General features: G+C 48.0%; 14 protein-coding genes. 10 read left to right on the forward strand and 4 right to left on the reverse strand.

Going from position 1 to position 17694, the window contains the following annotated elements; translation table 11 throughout:
- Window positions 1-69: 69 nt before the first annotated feature.
- From A3850_RS16815 to A3850_RS16830, 4 genes are read left to right on the forward strand one after another with little or no spacing between them, the layout of a single operon-like run.
- Window positions 70-1122 carry a GNAT family N-acetyltransferase gene (locus A3850_RS16815; protein WP_068219178.1) on the forward strand — a complete coding sequence of 351 codons (1053 nt, stop codon included), beginning with the start codon at window positions 70-72 and terminating at the stop codon, window positions 1120-1122.
- Complete coding sequence (locus A3850_RS16820; RefSeq protein ID WP_068219182.1) at window positions 1100-1483, forward strand: ASCH domain-containing protein; 384 nt, start codon at window positions 1100-1102, stop codon at window positions 1481-1483. Before A3850_RS16815 ends, A3850_RS16820 begins: the two co-directional genes overlap by 23 nt.
- Window positions 1480-2640, forward strand: a complete 1161-nt coding sequence (locus tag A3850_RS16825) for a methyltransferase domain-containing protein (protein WP_068219185.1) — start codon at window positions 1480-1482, stop codon at window positions 2638-2640. Before A3850_RS16820 ends, A3850_RS16825 begins: the two co-directional genes overlap by 4 nt.
- Window positions 2630-3439: a hypothetical protein gene (locus A3850_RS16830; RefSeq protein ID WP_157501334.1), complete on the forward strand. Its 810-nt coding sequence runs from the start codon at window positions 2630-2632 to the stop codon at window positions 3437-3439. The genes A3850_RS16825 and A3850_RS16830 overlap by 11 nt, the downstream gene beginning before the upstream one ends.
- Window positions 3440-3926: 487 nt before the next feature.
- Here the strand turns inward: A3850_RS16830 and A3850_RS16835 are convergent, their stop codons facing one another.
- On the reverse strand, window positions 3927-6377 hold the full coding sequence (locus A3850_RS16835; RefSeq protein WP_068219191.1) for a hypothetical protein: 2451 nt from the start codon (window positions 6375-6377) through the stop codon (window positions 3927-3929).
- A gap of 505 nt (window positions 6378-6882) precedes the next feature.
- On the opposite strand from A3850_RS16835, the gene A3850_RS16840 reads away from it, so the two are divergent.
- Window positions 6883-7497 carry a DNA-3-methyladenine glycosylase gene (locus tag A3850_RS16840; protein ID WP_068219193.1) on the forward strand — a complete coding sequence of 205 codons (615 nt, stop codon included), beginning with the start codon at window positions 6883-6885 and terminating at the stop codon, window positions 7495-7497.
- 36 nt (window positions 7498-7533) lie between these two features.
- Complete coding sequence (locus A3850_RS16845) at window positions 7534-8199, forward strand: DUF763 domain-containing protein (protein ID WP_068219196.1); 666 nt, start codon at window positions 7534-7536, stop codon at window positions 8197-8199.
- Window positions 8200-8238: 39 nt separating this feature from the next.
- Here the strand turns inward: A3850_RS16845 and ribH are convergent, their stop codons facing one another.
- Complete coding sequence (gene ribH / locus A3850_RS16850; protein WP_068219199.1) at window positions 8239-8757, reverse strand: 6,7-dimethyl-8-ribityllumazine synthase; 519 nt, start codon at window positions 8755-8757, stop codon at window positions 8239-8241.
- A gap of 234 nt (window positions 8758-8991) precedes the next feature.
- On the opposite strand from ribH, the gene A3850_RS16855 reads away from it, so the two are divergent.
- Together A3850_RS16855 and A3850_RS20050 are read left to right on the forward strand one after the other, a co-directional pair.
- Window positions 8992-10020, forward strand: a complete 1029-nt coding sequence (locus A3850_RS16855) for a bifunctional oligoribonuclease/PAP phosphatase NrnA (protein WP_068219202.1) — start codon at window positions 8992-8994, stop codon at window positions 10018-10020.
- A 5-nt stretch (window positions 10021-10025) separates the two neighbouring features.
- A complete protein-coding gene (locus A3850_RS20050) occupies window positions 10026-10925 on the forward strand; it encodes an FKBP-type peptidyl-prolyl cis-trans isomerase (protein WP_197494083.1) in 900 nt (299 codons plus the stop codon).
- Between the two features lie 254 nt (window positions 10926-11179).
- On the opposite strand, the gene A3850_RS16865 is transcribed toward A3850_RS20050, so the two are convergent.
- The gene (locus A3850_RS16865; protein WP_068219205.1) at window positions 11180-13552 is read right to left on the reverse strand and encodes a CotH kinase family protein; all 2373 of its coding nucleotides are present in this window, start codon (window positions 13550-13552) and stop codon (window positions 11180-11182) included.
- Between the two features lie 389 nt (window positions 13553-13941).
- On the opposite strand from A3850_RS16865, the gene A3850_RS16870 reads away from it, so the two are divergent.
- Window positions 13942-14664, forward strand: coding sequence for a LytTR family DNA-binding domain-containing protein (locus A3850_RS16870; protein WP_068219208.1), 723 nt, complete (start codon window positions 13942-13944; stop codon window positions 14662-14664).
- Here A3850_RS16870 and A3850_RS16875 read toward each other — a convergent pair.
- On the reverse strand, window positions 14647-16491 hold the full coding sequence (locus A3850_RS16875; RefSeq protein WP_082921884.1) for a sensor histidine kinase: 1845 nt from the start codon (window positions 16489-16491) through the stop codon (window positions 14647-14649). The genes A3850_RS16870 and A3850_RS16875 overlap by 18 nt on opposite strands.
- Window positions 16492-16694: 203 nt before the next feature.
- On the opposite strand from A3850_RS16875, the gene A3850_RS16880 reads away from it, so the two are divergent.
- Window positions 16695-17666, forward strand: coding sequence for a hypothetical protein (locus A3850_RS16880; RefSeq protein ID WP_068219214.1), 972 nt, complete (start codon window positions 16695-16697; stop codon window positions 17664-17666).
- Window positions 17667-17694 lie beyond the last annotated feature (28 nt).

A 17694-nucleotide genomic window follows, 5' to 3' on the forward strand; every position in this document is an offset into this window, starting at 1 on the left:
TAACTGTGTAAAACATAATACATAAACTTCATATTTCCTAATAAGAAGTACGCTTAAATTGATAGAATTATGACAGATTATTTAATAAGAACTAGAAAGTTTGAAGATTTGAATATTAACGACATCTTCTTTGATTCTCTAAAGAAAGACTATGTAGAGTTTGAAGATTGGTTTATGGCAAAGTCAAAAAAAGGGAGAAAAGCTCTAGTTGTAGAGATAGATAATAAGATAATAGGCTTTCTATATTTAAAACACGAAAATGAACAGTTGCCCGACATAAATCCGCCTTTGCCAATCAAGAAAAGGATGAAAGTTGGCACTTTTAAAGTGAATCCTCACGGAACTCGACTAGGGGAAAGATTCATGAAAAAGATTTTTGATTATGCTACGCAGTATAATTATCCTGAAATATATGTTACCATATTTCCTAAACACAAGGCATTAGTATCATTGTTTATTAGATATGGATTTAAATTAATTGGGACAAAAACTACTCACAACGGAATAGAAAACGTATATCTAAAAGATTTTAATACGAGGGCGGACGAAGTTCTCTTAGACTATCCGATGGTTGACACAAAGAAAAATTCTCATTTATTGGCGATCAAACCTAAATTCCATTCTCTATTATTCCCAGATTCAATTTTGAGTAATGAAAGTTTTGATGTACTCGAAGATATATCTCACACGAATAGCATCCATAAAATATACGTTTGTTTTATGAATATTTCATCGTTTAAGAAGGGAGATAATGTAGTTATATACAGAACAAAAGATGACAAAGGGTCTGCTGAATATAGGTCTGTTGCAACTTCAATTTGTAGGGTTGAAGAAGTGAGATCTAAGCATTCTTTCTCTGACAGTCAGGAGTTTATAACGTATTGTAAAAAATACAGTGTCTTCGACGAGCAAGATTTGACTAATTGGTTCAAGAATGATAACTTTAAAACGATAAAAATGACGTATAATGTAGCATTCAAGAAGAGAATTACACGGAATGTCCTAATTAATGAAATAGGACTGGACCGGAATCAATATTGGGGGTTTTTCCACATAGATAACAATAAGTTTATCAAAATCATAAAAAAATCAGAAATAAATGAAAGCATTATTTTCGATTAAGAAAGAATTTGCCGATAAGATTTTTTCAGGAGAAAAGAGATTCGAATTTAGAAAAGCAATCTTCAAGAGGAATGTAACAACGATTGTTGTCTACGTAACTAAGCCAACGGGAATGATTGTTGGTGAGTTTCAAGTTAAATCTATCGTTCAGGATTCACCAGAAGGAGTATGGAACACTACTCAAGAATTTGCTGGTGTAGACAAAGATTTCTTTTTCAAATATTTTAATGATAGGTCTACTGGATATGCTATTGAGATAATGAACCCCACCTTGTATGATGTTCCACTTGACCCAAATAGAATTGTTGGTGACAATAAAACTAAATTCTGTGCTCCCCAATCATTTTGTTACTTACCATGAGCTATAAAGATATTAACAGGAAAGCGTATAATGAGCTAGCTGACCATTATAAAAAAAGACGATCAGATAAAGGACAATATGAGGAGTCTTCTGATTATTTAGCAGGTCTACTACACAGTGGCTACCATGTAAGTATTAACGAGTGCAGGGTTCTAGAAATAGGTCCTGGAGCAGGAAATATTTTACGGTGCTTTGAAAATTTAGGTTCTAAAGTATTTGCCGTCGAACTATCTGAAAATATTATAGAATTGTGTAAGGAAATTGCTCCGAATACTATATATTTCAATAGAGACGTGTTTGAATTAGACTTTGGCGAGGATAAATTTGATTTAGTCTATATGGGGGCAATTATTCATTTGTTTCCTAAAAATATGGCGTTTCCATTGCTTAAAAAAGTTCGACACTGGATTAAACCTAGCGGCCGGTTATTTTTAAACACGACCATATCTAATAAATCGTCTGAGGGAATTGAAATTAAAAAAGATGCAAAAGGACAAGTTGCTCGGTACCGAAGCCATTGGTCAGAAACTGAATTTTCGTCCTTAATTGATAAACTGATGATGGATGTCATCAGAAAAAGCTACACATTAGAAATGGATCGAGATAAAAAATGGCTAGGTATTACGTGCGTAAAACCCGAGCAAGATATAGTTGAAGATGAGCCAAAATTCAAGGGCAAAACACTGTCTATTCTAAATAGAAAAATTAAACTAAATAATCAAACGATAGATTTTGAAGTCATTAATAGACCTAAAGTAGCGTTGATAATTCCTTTCATTGATTCTGATACAATTATATTTACTCGGCAGTTTCGTTCAGCGATCAATCAATATGTACTTGAGCTCCCGGCTGGTAAAAGTAATTTTGGCGAGAAGATTGAGGAGACCGCTATGAGAGAACTACAAGAGGAAACAGGATATACATCGTCTAATTTAACATATTTAACGTCTTTTTACTCTTCATTACATATGTCTAACGAGAAAATTTATGTTTTTATAGCCAAAGACTTAGTTAGAAGTGAGAAGAGTCTAGGAGATAAGGAGTTTATAAAATTGGAAAAGAGGAATATTTTTGAATTAGTCGATAATAATGTATTGATTGATGCTAAGAGTTATATTGCAATCGCCGAGCTAAAAAAACTGATCTATGACGAATAAGATATACAAATGGATAATTAGACACTTATCTGTATTACCTGCTGTAGCAACTGTAATAACATCGGTAATTTTCTTAATGAAAGTTAGATCATCTGATCTTTCTGCTTCACAGATTTTAAGTTGGATCTTAGTAGTCGTAAGTATGTTAGCTACATCTATGTTGATTGATAGATTAGTGAGGCTAGACAAAATAGAATCCAATACGCAGGATTCGTTAGACCTTATAAGAGATTTTTCTAGAAGTTCTCGTATCAGTGATATTTTTAGGACTAGAAAAGATCTACAGCCTTTAGAAGAAAGATTGCGCGGAGCTCAATCTGTATATATAATAGGAGGTTCGCTGTTTAGACTGTCATCAGAGTATACTTCCACGTTCGAAAAATTGCTTAACGAAAATTGTAAAATTAGATTACTATTGCTTAATCCAGACTCGTTTATAGCAGAGCAAACTGCTAAGAATATTGTATATGAAATTGACGACTATAGCGTTTACAGAACTTATATACTTTCCTCTATATCTAATTTTAGCAAACTGAAGAAAAAACATCCTAATTTAATTGACATTCGTGTCATGGATTACCTTCCATCGTATAGTTTATTTGGTGTTGGTAAATCAAATAGTGAATTTTCCGTTATGGTAGAATTATATTCGAACAACATACCTGCAAGGGATAGGCTGCATTTTAATGTATTATCTAAAAATGATAAAGATTTATTCATCTTTTTTAATGATCAGTTTGAAAAATTCTGGTCTGAATCGCAAGAATACAATGCGCCGAACACAACACCGTTAAGTTAAGTTTATCAGCACCTGTCTCAAGACCACTCTCCAGCTCAAAATCTCCAATCCTTCCACGACATACTTCCTTAGGTACTCACTGAACATCCCCCCGGCCAGCCCTAACTCCACTAATACCAATATGACGGCATTTTATAAATCTATATTACAGTGTTATCTATATTTTGTCTGACTGCGTTACTGCCTACGACGGTTGTAGATATAGTGGTCGTTAACCCATATGATTTTTCAAGTCCATTGCTAGCGCTGCGTGATTTTTTCGCTGGACATAATAAGAACTAAAAGAGTTCGGTGACACTTAAGCGGTTGTCCGAGTATGGGGTGTGCTCTACATACGGTAGCCGTAGTCATCAAAAGCCACTACCATATCACCCTCGCACCGCCCGCCCCAAATCCGTCATCCAGCTGTCTTGGGCCTACCCCCTTGACTGAAAAAGGTAAAAACGAGTGCAACTACGTAGCCGGCCTTAGCTGGTTGACAAGGCTGCTATGTTGTGTGCATCAATTGGTCTAATTGATCAAACATATTTTTATCAAAGTGCCCTTCATTAGAATAATATTCGAGGTGATCTTCAATGAATTCAGACATGATATTAAAATTCTCATATTTAAGCATAAATCTTTTAACATCCAATAGATTATTCTTTGACTTATCGCCTTTGTAGTAATAAGAAACTTCCTTTAAAAATTCACCGACAGAGTTAATTTCAGATCGTTCTTCATTAGTTTGAAATTTAGAATTAGAGTAAACATACTTCTTGTTGAATTCTTTTAGCCGTAATATTAGTTTCCGTTTATTTTCAGTCCTTATATCCATAAAGTCACTCATTACATCAGCCAATTCAGAAGTTTCGCTAACAAAGGATTCTTTTGTAAGTATTGAGATAAAAGAATTAGTCAAATTTCGAGAATCAACCTTAAACTCAAGTAAGTTCAGATGTGCAACAAACCTAGACGGATAATATAAATGCCAAAACTGATTTCTCGATTTTTCTTGTAATACGTATTCACGCATTATGAAAAATAAGGAGTCATAAGTGATGAAATAAGGTTCAAGCTCATGTTCTCTTTTATCACTCAAGTATGAGATCATTTGAACATCATTAGCGATCGTTTTGTGATGTCTTTTACCTTCAGCTCTTAGTGTAAAGTGATCAAATAATTTTCTTGTGTCATCATAATGAAAATGCTTCACCGTAATATTCTCATCGTTAAGTATATCGTCGCATATTTCGGCAAGTATACCGAGTGGAAATGGTCTATATAGATCATCCTGATAAAACCCTAGTGCCTGCAAGAAATCTTCAAAACTATCTTCGTCTTCATCCAATTTTCCATGCTCATATAAATACTTATAAAATTTATAGAATACATTATTTGATAAATAACCGTCCGAGAAAAAATTAACTTCTTCAAATGGTATTAATAATAAAGCTGACCGTACTTGATAAGCAAGTTCTAAAACATATTCCTTATAGGTAAATAAGCTTATCCTCTTATCATGGTTCTCAATATCCAGTAAATCATTTATAACTTCATATTCAGGAATGTTTGTATTCCGTACAATAGTATAATATCTACATACAACATAGAGAAGTACATTTGTATCTAAGTATACTTCTCTATTGCGTTGTCTAATATATGCCTGGAGTTCGTTCTGTTTAGAGACTTTACTGAAAATGGCTGATGCACATTTTCTATAAAGAAAACTATTATTCTGACAAATGCTCAACAAGTCTAGCAATAAACTTTGGAGATTTTCCTCACTATTCTGATTCCTACTTTTAAGTAGGTTTATGATGAATTCCTTAAAATTTAATAATACAATTGATGCAGAAGAATCGACTTCGACTAGTTTATTCAGAATTTCACTTAAATCTATTTTGTAATTTGATTCAACTAAATTATTTAACTCGACATACACTTCGTCTACTTTTTCGCCTAAATAATAATTATTCAAAGCTTCCTGGATGTTCTGTTTAAAAATTCTCTCTTCGTACTCAAAGCTTTCAACTTCATCAGATAAAGACTCTCTTTCAAAATCTGTAAGTGAAAAAGAGTCACCTTCGTTAGGTTCAATTTTATCATCACTAACTAATTTAAAAATCAATCGTTTAAAAGAGCCATCTGAGTAACTGGTATTGAATTTATCATTACACTGATCTCTTAAGTGAGAGATTGTAACATTGTTATTCTCTAAAAGAGTATGTAGAATGAAAGCTTCTACAACTTGCTCCTTTATTTCTCTAGTTGGATTTCCATGTGATATGAAACTATAAAAAACTTTTGTTTTATCATCAATTAAACTCACTGTACTCGTCTGAGCTAGTTTCTCTATATTTTCATTAATTATGTGAGAGATGCTTCCTAAATGCTTTAGCGTAGCAAACAACATCACAATCAATAAACTTCTAGCGATTATCTGTACATCAGCTGGATCGTATTCTGGAGAATTGTGTATAATATCATTCCTACGGATGTATGTTGTAGCAATATGTTCTGCAAAATTAGGATGGCCTGCGAAACTAAGTATTCTCTGTTCTGTAAAGTAATCTTTAGCAGGCAACTCCCTATTCTTAATGACTGGTGATAGATTCAATTCATCGACCATATTTATAAGCGTCATCGATGTATTGGCAGTGTAATCAACACCAGTCACGAGATATACCACCTTTTCTAAAAATGGCTCAGTTTCAGTAGCAATCACGGTTAGTGATTCTCTAGAACTATTACCTTTTACATATAAAGTGTCAAGAGCATGAAGCAATGTTGAATTTATACCATCTAACTTCTCGATACCAGTTTTAAAATTTATTATGCGCTCAAACCATTTTACTCCTTCGTCTAAACTTAATATAGAAGGAGTAGTATCCTTGTTCATTTTACTTTTAGCGGCATTTATAAGCTTTGATCTTAAAACAACTATATCTTTTATCACTGTTTGAATAATTTAATTTATAGCAATATGCAAAGTTACATAATTTGCCGTAGTTTTTCAGTTGCACACAACAACAGCCTATACACCGTATCATCTACTATAGTTTGCTCTATCCCACGGGCTTATGTGGGTTCCCTTCACCCCACAACACGGCACCTCAGTCCGCGCCCTAAACCCCGTGCCAAATTAAAGCAAAGCCACCCGCTACGCATCGTAAAAATGCGCGTAGGCTTAAAGGTCCTGAGGCTCGGACGCGTACAGAAGAGAAAATAATATTGAGGGTGCGGCGCGTGGTACTTTAGCGCAAGTTTCCGATCAGTCCGATTTGTGCTATTCGTTTTCCCCAGCACCTGCGTCCTCGCCTTATCAATTATACGAGACCACAGGCGCAAAGTAGTCAGCCAAGGAGCAAAGCTGGAATAGTAACAGACACCATTATTTATACCCCCTCAAATAATACCTCGATACGTTAAACTTACCCGACCAGACACAACCAAAACACTCCATGAACCAACAAACCACCAATCACCTAAGCACAAACGACCCCATAATAGCGAACATCGTCAACCTAATCACCATCCCCACCATACCCCCATCAAAAGGCATATACCACGACATGATCAGTTGCATAGTCGAACACCAAATCCCCTCCCACCACCGAAACGCCTGGTTCAAAAAGGTCGTTAACCTCCTCAATGGCAAAGACCCCAACGACAACAACATCTACACCATCCAAGAAGACGACTGGCGCGCCGCCAAACTCGCCGCAGCGAAGTACCACACCCTGTTCCGCTTCACCGACGCGTGGCACAAACAGAGAATGGAAACTCAGAATTGGACAGCCATGACGGACGATGAGGTACGCCAACAACTAACCGCGATCAAAGGTATCGGACCGGCTACGGCGGATCTCGTACTGCTCTACTCCCTCGGTCGGCCGGATGTATTGCTGGCTAACGACTCGCACGTCAAGCAGATGGTAGAGCGATTGTACCTAGAACCTGAGGAGAAGCTAAAACCAAAGATAGCCGAATTGAAGAAGAAGTGGTCGCCCTACTGCTCCCTAGCTTCCCTTTACCTCATCGCTTATCGGAAGGAGTTAAAGCGGCGAAAACCCTAGCCGTCAACAACTTGCAACCGTCCGCATTCTATGGTTATGAAACGTTCCGGCACCGCCGATCTAGCCCTCTGGGGCGGCGGTATTCCCTCCTGGCTCTTCGACCGCATGAAACTCCTCACGCTGCCGGTCGTCGAATCGATCGTGCTGCACTACGGGCGGGAGCATTTCCTCAGCCGGCTGTCCGACCCGTTCTGGTTCCAGAGTTTTGGCGCCGTGATCGGGATGGACTGGAACAGTTCCGGGGTGACAACGGCGGTGATGCGGGCGCTCAAGCAATCCATCAACCCCGCCAGTCATGAGTTGGGCTTGTACATCGCCGGGGGGAAGGGGAAGGCGAGTAAGGATACGCCCCGTGAGCTACTACGGATCGGTGACAAAACGGGCTTGGACGGCGATCACTTCGGCCGCTGCAGCAAGCTCGCCGCTAAGGTGGACAACACGGCCGTCCAGGATGGTTTTCAACTGTACCTCCACAGCTTCGTCCTTTCCGCCGATGGCGACTGGACGATCATTCAGCAAGGTATGGATGGCGCTACCGGATTGGCCCGTCGCTACCACTGGAACTCGGAACGGGTGAAGAATTTTGTTGAGGAACCCCTCGCTGCCGTTTGTGGGGATAATCAGGGGCAAATCCTGAACCTGGTAGCTAGGGCGCCCTCAAAAAGTCCCCAATCCCTTTATGTTTCTGGCTTTCAGGGGTAAAATTAATTTCACAACATACCCCAAAATGCAAGCCCCCCCCTACCGAAACCCAATCCCACTTCTCCCCTCCTTAGCCCCCCGATACAATTCCCCCATCCGAATCGCCGTAACCCCAGCCTCAACCCCCTTATTCCCGTGCTTCCCACCAGCCCGGTCCACCGCCTGCTCGTGGGTATTCGGCGTCAGGACACCGAAGATGTAGGGAAGGCCGGTGGCAATGCTTAGGTTGACGAGGCCCTGCGCAACGGAGTTATTAATGTACTCATCGTGCTTGGTCTCCCCCTTGATGACGCAGCCGATACACACGACGGCGTGGAGCTTTTCGCGGCCAGCCAATATGCGGGCGGCGGCGGGCAACTCAAAGGTGCCAGGCACCTGGACGACGTGGATGTTCTCTTCCTTAGCTCCGTGCTTGGTCAGCGTCTCGAGGCAGCCGCGGTATAGCTCGTGGGTGATGTCCTTATTCCAATCCGCGACCACTACCCCGAAATTGAGAGGGGAAGCGTCGGGGATGTTGGATTCGTCGTAGGTGCTGAGGTTCTTCAGGGCGGAGGCCATAGTGCTTTCTGTTGGGTTACTTCCTTCCTGTACAGACGGGGCCGTTGCTTGGTTGTTCCCCATCCGTAATTCGCTATCCCCTACCCTATTTTCTGGCACCCGCGGCAGCGCCCTAATTGTTCATGGCTGTTCTGCGATTAGTCGCGATGTAGAATGACAAGTAGAGGCCCCAACCCACCGTATCCCCTAAACCTACACAACGTATCTTTGCGGGCCCGAATAACCGCTGCGGATATGGATTACGATATTAAGGAAGTAAAGTCGCTACTGGCCAGCCCCAAGGACGTGGTGATCTTCAGCCACCGGAATCCGGACGGAGACGCCGTCGGCTCGAGCCTCGGGCTACTCCACTACCTGCGCAGCCAGGGCCACTCTGTGAAGATCGTACTGCCGTCCGACTACCCCGACTTTCTGGGCTACCTGCCGGACGTGAGCAACATCATCATCTACGACGACGAGACCGACGAGGCGCGGGAAGCTATCCGCACGGCAAATCTCTTCTTCATCCTCGACTTCAACTCCTTCGACCGGATCGACAAAGTGAGCGAAGGGCTGATGGACGATAAGCGGCCGCGCATCATGATCGACCACCACCTCTACCCCGAGCCGGTGGCCGACATCATGTTTTCCGACCCGAGCTTCAGCTCGACTTGCGAAATGGTCTACCAGTTCATGGACGACCTCGGCCACGCCGGCTGGGTGACGGAAGACGTCGCAACCTGCCTCTATACGGGCATCGTGACCGACACCGGCGGCTTCAAGTACGCCACCTCACCCCGGCTGTTCCGCATCGTGGCGAAGCTGATCGAGGCGGGGACGGACGACTACAAGGTGCAGGACAACATCTGGAACACGATGACGGAGAAGCAACTCCGCATCCTCGGGCACTGCCTGGCCAACCGGATGGAACTCTACCCCGAGTACCGAACCGGCCTGATCTGGCTGACGCAGGAAGACTACAAGCATTTCGACATCAAACGGGGCGATACGGAAGGAATCGTGAATTACGTCCTCCGGATGCCCAACATGATGATTGCGGCCTTCATTCACGAGCAGCCGACGATCGTTAAGATGTCGCTCCGTTCGAAGGGAGATATGGACGTGCAGCAGATCTGCAAGTCTCACTTCCGGGGCGGTGGCCACAAGAATGCTTCGGGCGGGGCGTCGTTTGCGCCGCTGTCTACGACCATTAATAAATTTAAGGATTTGCTCCCTGACTATGCGGGCGAGATCGAATCGGCTTACTTGAAATTCAACCAATGAAAACTATGCGCATAATTTATTCCGCACTGCTCGCCGGTGCCATCCTGACCGGATGCCAAGACTCCACCACCGGTGGGCTCACGACGTCCGAACTCGGCAACCGCTACGAAGTAACGAATGCGGGCTCCGGCGAAGCCATCCAGACGGGTGAGTACGTGTACTTCCACGCCAAGATGAAAACGGAAGGCGATAGCGTCCTTTTCGATACGCGCACCACCGGCGGCGAAATGCCCGTCGTGCAGGCTGCCGCCGACGACGTGACCGAGATCGGCCCCGTTGAAGACGTACTCCGCTACCTGAAGGAGGGTGGCTCGGCGATGATCCGCGTCAACATCGAAGAGTTCCCCAGCAAGCCCCCCGGCCTGGAGAACGACACCGTCATCATCTACGACATCGACGTGATGGAAGTCCTCACCGAAGAAGCCTTCGAGGTACGCCGCGAAGAAGAAATGGCGAAGCTCGAAGCAAAGCGTGACGTTGTCCGCGTCCGTGGCGAAGAACGCCGCACTTTCGCCGAAGACATCCGCAACCAGTACGCCGCCGGCAAACTGGGTGAAGTACAGACGACCGAGACCGGTCTCAAATACATCATCCACGAAGAAGGTACCGGCGAACAGGCCCAGGCCGGCGACCGCGTGACGGTACAGTACATCGGCCAACTCGCCGAAGACGGCAAGCTGTTCGACCAGTCCTTCGAGCGTGGTGAAGGCATCCCCTTCCAGCTCGGTGCCCGCCAGGTCATCCCCGGTTGGGACGAAGGCATCGCCCTGCTGAAGGAAGGCGCCAAGGCGACCTTCTTCATTCCTTCCGACCTCGGTTATGGTGCCCAGGGCACGCCCGATGGTTCCATCCCTCCCGGCGCTGAACTCGCGTTTTACGTGGAGTTGGAGAAGGTGACGAAATAGGTTTTTTGCACTATAAAAAGCCCCCACCAAGAATTTTGGTGGGGGCTTTTTTTGTTAAAATCCTCTCCCCCCCGCCCCTCTCCAAGGGAGAGGGGAGCTGAATGTCCGGGGCAAGGGGAATTTAATTACGGGGTTATAGCGGAATTTCAAGTCTCGTTCACCATGGCACTATGACCCGGTAAACCCATTAACCTTCAACAATTCTATAGGTATCACGTCTCCCCTCTCCTTTGGAGAGGGGCCGGGGGTGAGGATTACCGAACAACCACCCGAACCCCAACAACCCCAGCACCAGACCTGACCACCAACGTATACACACCAGCCACCAAATCCTGCTGCTCAACCCGCAATTGCGTAGCACCACGACGCAGCGTCCGCGCGTACTGCAAGCGCCCATCAACGGAGTAGAGGATGAGCTGTAAGTCTTCGGAAGCGGCCTCTTTGAGGTTGACCAGGAAGTTACCGTCGTTGGGGTTTGGGAATACCCGCAAACCCAATTCCAGCGCCAGTGGAGAGTCGGTGCTCACCATCGCGTCCGTGTTTTCTGCATCGAAGGTGGGGGCCATGGTTTGGAACGGTCCCGTGCCGTTGGGGAAGCGGCCGTAGGATACGTCCGCCACCTGTTCGGAGAAGCTTACCGAATCGATGATGGCCAGGTTGGCATCCGCGAGGACGACCTGCTCACCGTCGGCGGAAAGTTTGAAGCTAGCGTGGAGGCCTTCCTGCTCGTCGTCGCCGTCCGCCCAGATCATCAGGTAGCCATTGGCGCCGATGGTGGTGCCGGCGGGGAAGGCCCACTTATCGGTTTCGGCAGCGTCGTCGGAGAGGTAGAACCCATCCAGCGCGATGGGGCTGGCGGTGTTATTGTAGAGTTCGATCCAGTCGTCGAATTCACCGTCCTGATCCGCCTGCGTGGCGTCGTTGGCGGCCATGAATTCATTGATGACGAGGTCGCCGGCCAGGGAGCTGGTGCCGCCAATTTGGTAGAGGTACACGTCGTGCTCGGCGCCCTTCGGGGCGTAGGCGACGGTCCCGGCATCGTCGGCGGCCGTAGCGGCCACGTAGTAGCGCACGTAGCTGGTGCCGGCTATGGCGGGGATCTCGCCGCCGTACTGTCCGTCGCCCGCCGCGCCGTCGCCATGCTGGCCGTCGTCGAACAGTTCCGTTTGGTCAAATACGCCGGTGAGGCCGGTTCCGTAGTAGAGCGTCACGCTCGCAATGCCCGCTGCGGCGCTCACTGTGGTGGTGACGTTTACGGGTTCTTCGGCGGAAGGGTTAGCGAATTCAACGCCATTTACGCTGTGGCGTACGTCGCCGACCGTCACCTCGGTGCCCGCCATTAGTTCGGGGGAGTTGAGCAGGATGTTTCTGCGTTCGGTCACGTCGCTCTTGAGGTCTTCGATTCCCTCGTCCCATTCGGCGTCGCTGTAGAATTTCTTGGGGTCGGCCTCCACGAGGTCGCGCAGCAGAGCCGTGTACGCATCAATCTTACTGTTCGCATTCTTCTCGGTGAAGTGATCCTCCAGGATCACCCGCATGTGGGCGAGGTAGCGTTGGCGGATGGCCGGCACGGCGAGCATCCGGTCGATCAGCGGAAAGTCGTCTTCCCCTTCCCGGTAGAGCGGTCCCCACAAAATGGCGCGGTCGCCGAGTACGCTGTTGCCGTCGTATTCCATCGGCACGAGCCGCCCGGTCTCCGCTTCGTAGTAAACGAAGTAGTCGCTACCGCCCTTGTTGATGTAGCCATCGTCGTCCGCCCAGACGTTCTCGTGGGCGAGGAACCAACAGGCTTTATCGATATCCAGCACGGGTGCGAGGGCTGCTTCCAGCGTGGCGAGCGGTTCGTTGTTAAGCACGTCCACGGCGGCAATCATGCCGGCCCAGGGGTCGTCCTGCTCGGTGCGGCGCAGGACGTAATCCTGCAGGTAATCCGTACTGTCCGGCCCGTTGTAGTTCAGGGTGGATGTGCCCTGTCCGAAGCGGCCACCACCGCCGGGCCCTGGCCGCGTACGCCGGCTGCTCGTGGCGCGCCAGATCGTTCCATCGTTGCTCAGGTACCACTCGCGGATGTAGTCGGAATCGAACTGCTGCACGTTCTGGTACGGGCCCCAATTTTGTCCATTGATCTCCAGGTTAGCGTAGCCGGCCTTCAGGCTCATGTAGTAGTTGTGGCCGATATTGTTGTACAGCACCTCCCGCATCGAGGAGTTATCCTCCCAGCCGCAATTCAGGTTGAAAGTGTTGTAGCCATTCACGTCCTGCCCGTCAATCACCGCGTCGAGCGTGATGTTGAAGGACTTCTTCTCGGAAGGGTTCCGGCGGTAGGAGGTTTCCCCCTTAAAGCGCACGCCCACGCTATCGTACCGTTCACCGTCAATGATGCAAGTGGCCAGCAGGTCGGTTCCGGAATCGTAATTTTGGGTCAGGATATCCCACCAATTGTCCTCGGTAAATTCCAGGCTGATGGTGTGCACTTCATCCGGCTCGTAAAAACCACCGTTGTTTTCTCCCCCCGCCGTCAGCAGCCGCCCGTCGTCGCTGACCGACCAGGCATCCGGCAGATCCTGCGCACAAATAGAGAAAGTAGCTGCCAAAAGTAGCAGGCAAGAAAGTAAGAGTTGCTTCATCGTAAAGTAGGTGGTGGCTCCAAACGGAGCAGGGTAATACCGCAAAGGTGGTGGAAAGAAGAGCGACGCATCCACTAGCCAAAGAAACGGTTAACTAGTACGAAAACAATCGTTTGGCGTCCCGACTGAGTGCGGGACTTACTGCGTGGCGCTGCCGCGGGTGCTAAAGTAAGGATGAATGAGTAAGGGTATGGGTTGCCCCAGGCCGTAGGATTACAACGGATTAAGGATGGTCAACCCAATTGCAATGATGGTTAGACTGGCCTGGATCCGAAATCCTTCGGAGTTGGGAAAAGAATTGGAGTGGCTACGGCCTAATGAATTTCACCTAACTTTATGCAGACACACTATTCTAAGGCAGGAAGGCTCAACCTATTCACCCACCTCAGATGTCAAAGCAACACTTATTAATCATCGAGGACGATCCCATCATTGCGGCAGACTTGCGCACCCGGCTGGAGCGAGCGGGTTACGGTACCCGGTACGCCTTCGATGGGGAAACGGGTATTACTTTGGTCCGCGACCAATTACCGGACGGCATCCTCCTGGACATCAACCTTGGCCAGGGGATCGACGGTATTGAAACCGCCCAACGCATTCGCGGCTACGCACCGGACGTACCAATTGTGTACCTGACGAGCAACAACGACGCGCATACTTTCGGTCGGGCCCGGGCCACTAAGCCGCAGGGGTTTCTATCCAAACCCTTCCGGGGAGCGGATCTACTGTATACCGTCGCATTGGTGTTGGATCGGCACGAGCCCAGGCCCGCCTCTGCTGCAGGACCAGGGGCAGGCTCGGAAGGCCACGTCGTCCTCCGGCAGGGTGACCGTAACGTGAAAGTTCCACTGAAGGAAATACTGGTAGTAGAGGCCAACGACTATTGCTGCCGGGTCACCCTGGCGGAAGAGGTGAAGACCGTGGGGATGACGCTCAAGAAATTCACCTCTCTGCTTCCTTCCCCACCCTTCGTCCGGGTGCACCGTTCCTACGTGGTGAATTTTGATTACGTGACGGCGCTCAGTGAGGGTAACGTCCACTTGGAGAACTTTAAAGTCCCCGTAGCCCGTGGCAAGCGGGCGGAGGTGCGGAGATTATTTGACGGGAAGTGAGCGATCCACGTGCTGGCTGACGGTGAAGGTGATCTTCGTTCCGTGGCCACCGTCGTCGCTGGAATAATTAACGACTTCGCCCTGGAGCCTTTCGGCCAGCAGCGTAATCAATTGGCTACCAAAACCATTACCCGACGAAGGTTGCGACAGGCCGGCCCCGTCGTCACTGACCCGCAAAATGTACTGGTTATTCGCCTCCTGAAAGAGTGAAATTTCGATGGTACCCCGGTCGGTTGGCCCGTAGCCGTGTTTCAGGCTATTGGCCACGAGTTCATTGACGATCAATCCCAGTAGCATGGCGGTGTCGACATCGAGGTCGATTTCTTCGACGTCGCAGAATAGCTCGATGCGTTCCCCCACGGAGTAGGCGGAGAGCATTCTTTCCCCCAGGTTCTGTAGGTACTTGGGCATGTGGATGCTCGTCAGGTGCTGGTGCCCGTACAGTCGTTCGTGGATCATTCCCATGGCTTCTACCCGGTTTTGGCTGCTACGGAGGGCGGCAGCGGCTTGTGGCTCGGTAACCTGTTCGCCCTGTAGTTCGAGGAGGCTGGATACTACCTGGAGGTTATTCTTTACGCGGTGGTAGACTTCGCCGACGAGCGCTTCCCGTTGGGCGGCGAGTTGCTCCACTTCGGCGTTGCGGTGGCGGAGGCGGCGGGTAAGGCGGTAGAGGAGATATCCGACGGCTAGGGCTAGGATGGCAAGGGCGCCGAGTGCAATGAGTTGATTTCGCTGTGCGCTCAGTTGTTGTTGCTGTAGGGCAATCTCAGCCTCCTTTTCGCTGGCTTCATATTTCTCTTTAAGCTCCAGGGCAGCATTCTGGGCCTCTTCCCCTCTGATGCTGTCCATCATCTGTATGTACTCCAGCAAGTAGAATTGCGTCGTATCGTAATCCGAGCCATCTAGGTGAGCGAGGGCTAAGTAGTAATTAATTGAGGTTTGATCGTTTAACAGTTTCGCATCCTTCGCAAGACTAAGGGCTCGGTGAAACATGGTGATGGCGGAATCCTGTTGCCCCATTGCGTGGTGCAGCTTGCCTTCATTGATTAGCATGCCTACGTTTAACCTCCCCTCCATCAATTGGCGCAGCCGCTGCTGGTCTTGCATCGCTCCCTCAAAATCAGCCAGGTCACTGCGTAAGCTGGAACGTTTACTGTAGGCCGGCACCAATAGGTGCCGCTCTTTTGCTCCTTCGGCCAACGCAATAGCCTCAGTAAGCATGATGACGGCGCTGTCCTTATGATCTTGCTTACCGTAGTATTCGGACAGCATCATGCTGGACATATACTGTTCAGCGGGCGACGCCAGTTCCCGGGCTAGCCGATAGGACTTTTTGAGGTACGTCTCGGCAGTTTCCATTAATCCGAGCCTACTGTAAACAACCCCAAGTAGACCGGAGGCGTTAATAAGCCTTTTTGTGTCTCCCCGGGCCTCAAACCCCTTTACGGCCAGCAGTAAAGTATCGATCGCTTCCTCGTATCTGCTAGTGGCCAGCAAAAAATTGCCCAACTGCATCCGCTGCGCATCAATGATGGCAGGGTCCTTGGTTTTAGCGGCGACATCGTACGCCAACCGTTGGTAATCGCCAGCGCTATCTGTATAACTACTTTGCAGCGCGATTTGCCCCAGGGTTCGGTAAGCCTCGATTTTCCCCTCCGGCGTCGCGTCGGGCAATTCCAAATAATCTTTATAGAGATTGGAGGCAGCTGCCATATCTCCATAACTCACGGCGGCCATGGCTTTTGTGAGTAAGGGGTGTTTGTCGGCTGGCTGAGCCGCGAGTGTGCATACGGAAGTTAATAGGATAAAAATTAGGGAAAAACGCATCAGGGTATTCTTAAAGGGCTGCTAATGAAGTGTGTAGAGCAAAAGTAAGCCTTGTTTCAACCACCTGCGTAACACCTCTTTACCGTTCACTGGCAATTACCCCCCGTTCACCGATCATGCCTTTCAACTGAGCGTATTCGCGGCCTACCTTCGGGATACACCTGTGAGAGCAGGCCCCTTTTTAACGAACAAACTACACCGTCATGTTACGCTTTCTTTTCACGGCCATTGCCGTGCTGACCTCCCTATGCCTATTCGCTCAGAACCCTACGATCTCCATTCAGGGCACGCTTAAAGACGTAAACGGCGCTTCCGTTTCCGACGGCGACCAGAACATCACTTTCAAGATCTACGATGCCCTCACGGGCGGGACCGTGATCTGGCAGGAAACATCGGACGTCCGGGTAACGGGTGGCATCTACTCCCATCAGCTCGGTAGCGTGGACCCCATCAGCGGTGGGATGTTTAGTGGGCCCCGCTGGTTGGGGGTGGTGGTGAATGGGCTGGAGCTTACGCCACGCTCCCCCATGTCTTACGCACCCTACGCAATGAGCGTCAATTCTACCCAGCGAATTGCCGAGGGTGGGTGCTCGGGTCAGGTTGGAGATTTGAAATACTCCTACCTCAACCCTACTCAATTTGCGCAGGTAAATGGCGATTGTTGGGTGCCGTTGGACGGGCGGGCGATACCGGGTTCTCAGCTGGCCCAAATTGCGGGGATCACCACCCTACCCGATGCCAGTGGGGCATTCTTACGGGCGCAAGAGTATAACGATACCCGGGATGATGACCGCACGCCAAATACCCCCGTAGCCACTTTTCAGGCAAATCAGATGCAAAGCCACGCCCATGGTTTAAGCGAAAGCGGGGCTCATGACCATCCCTACATCGACGAACACCCCTCGGGCATTCAATTTCTCGATCAGGAAGCGCCGCCTTCACCACTGGACGCCAACGCGGAGGGCTTTTTCACTTATAACCAGCCAGGCGCTCGGACGATCTGGTTTGAATACGAAAATGATGGCTCAGGCGGTGACTACTTCAGATTGAAGAAGGAAATCGAAACGAAATCTACTTCTCAGGCTGGCAACCATACCCATGATGTCCTGAGTGCGGGGGGCGCGGAAACCCGCCCCGAGAACTTCAACTTCTACCTCTACATCCGCATCGACTAAGCGGGGCTCTTCCAACCCTTTAAATCTG

Source organism: Lewinella sp. 4G2 (assembly GCF_001625015.1).
GTDB lineage: Bacteria > Bacteroidota > Bacteroidia > Chitinophagales > Saprospiraceae > Neolewinella.

Bases quoted from the DNA above. Each gene is read 5' to 3' on its own strand.
- A3850_RS16825 (WP_068219185.1), top strand. From the start codon at position 1,480: ATGAGCTATAAAGATATTAACAGGAAAGCGTATAATGAGCTAGCTGAC.
- A3850_RS16875 (WP_082921884.1), bottom strand. From the start codon at position 16,491: ATGCGTTTTTCCCTAATTTTTATCCTATTAACTTCCGTATGCACACTC.
- A3850_RS16865 (WP_068219205.1), bottom strand. From the start codon at position 13,552: ATGAAGCAACTCTTACTTTCTTGCCTGCTACTTTTGGCAGCTACTTTC.
- A3850_RS16840 (WP_068219193.1), top strand. From the start codon at position 6,883: ATGAACCAACAAACCACCAATCACCTAAGCACAAACGACCCCATAATA.
- A3850_RS20050 (WP_197494083.1), top strand. From the start codon at position 10,026: ATGCGCATAATTTATTCCGCACTGCTCGCCGGTGCCATCCTGACCGGA.
- ribH (WP_068219199.1), bottom strand. From the start codon at position 8,757: ATGGCCTCCGCCCTGAAGAACCTCAGCACCTACGACGAATCCAACATC.
- A3850_RS16815 (WP_068219178.1), top strand. From the start codon at position 70: ATGACAGATTATTTAATAAGAACTAGAAAGTTTGAAGATTTGAATATT.
- A3850_RS16870 (WP_068219208.1), top strand. From the start codon at position 13,942: ATGTCAAAGCAACACTTATTAATCATCGAGGACGATCCCATCATTGCG.
- A3850_RS16820 (WP_068219182.1), top strand. From the start codon at position 1,100: ATGAAAGCATTATTTTCGATTAAGAAAGAATTTGCCGATAAGATTTTT.
- A3850_RS16880 (WP_068219214.1), top strand. From the start codon at position 16,695: ATGTTACGCTTTCTTTTCACGGCCATTGCCGTGCTGACCTCCCTATGC.
- A3850_RS16855 (WP_068219202.1), top strand. From the start codon at position 8,992: ATGGATTACGATATTAAGGAAGTAAAGTCGCTACTGGCCAGCCCCAAG.
- A3850_RS16830 (WP_157501334.1), top strand. From the start codon at position 2,630: ATGACGAATAAGATATACAAATGGATAATTAGACACTTATCTGTATTA.
- A3850_RS16845 (WP_068219196.1), top strand. From the start codon at position 7,534: ATGAAACGTTCCGGCACCGCCGATCTAGCCCTCTGGGGCGGCGGTATT.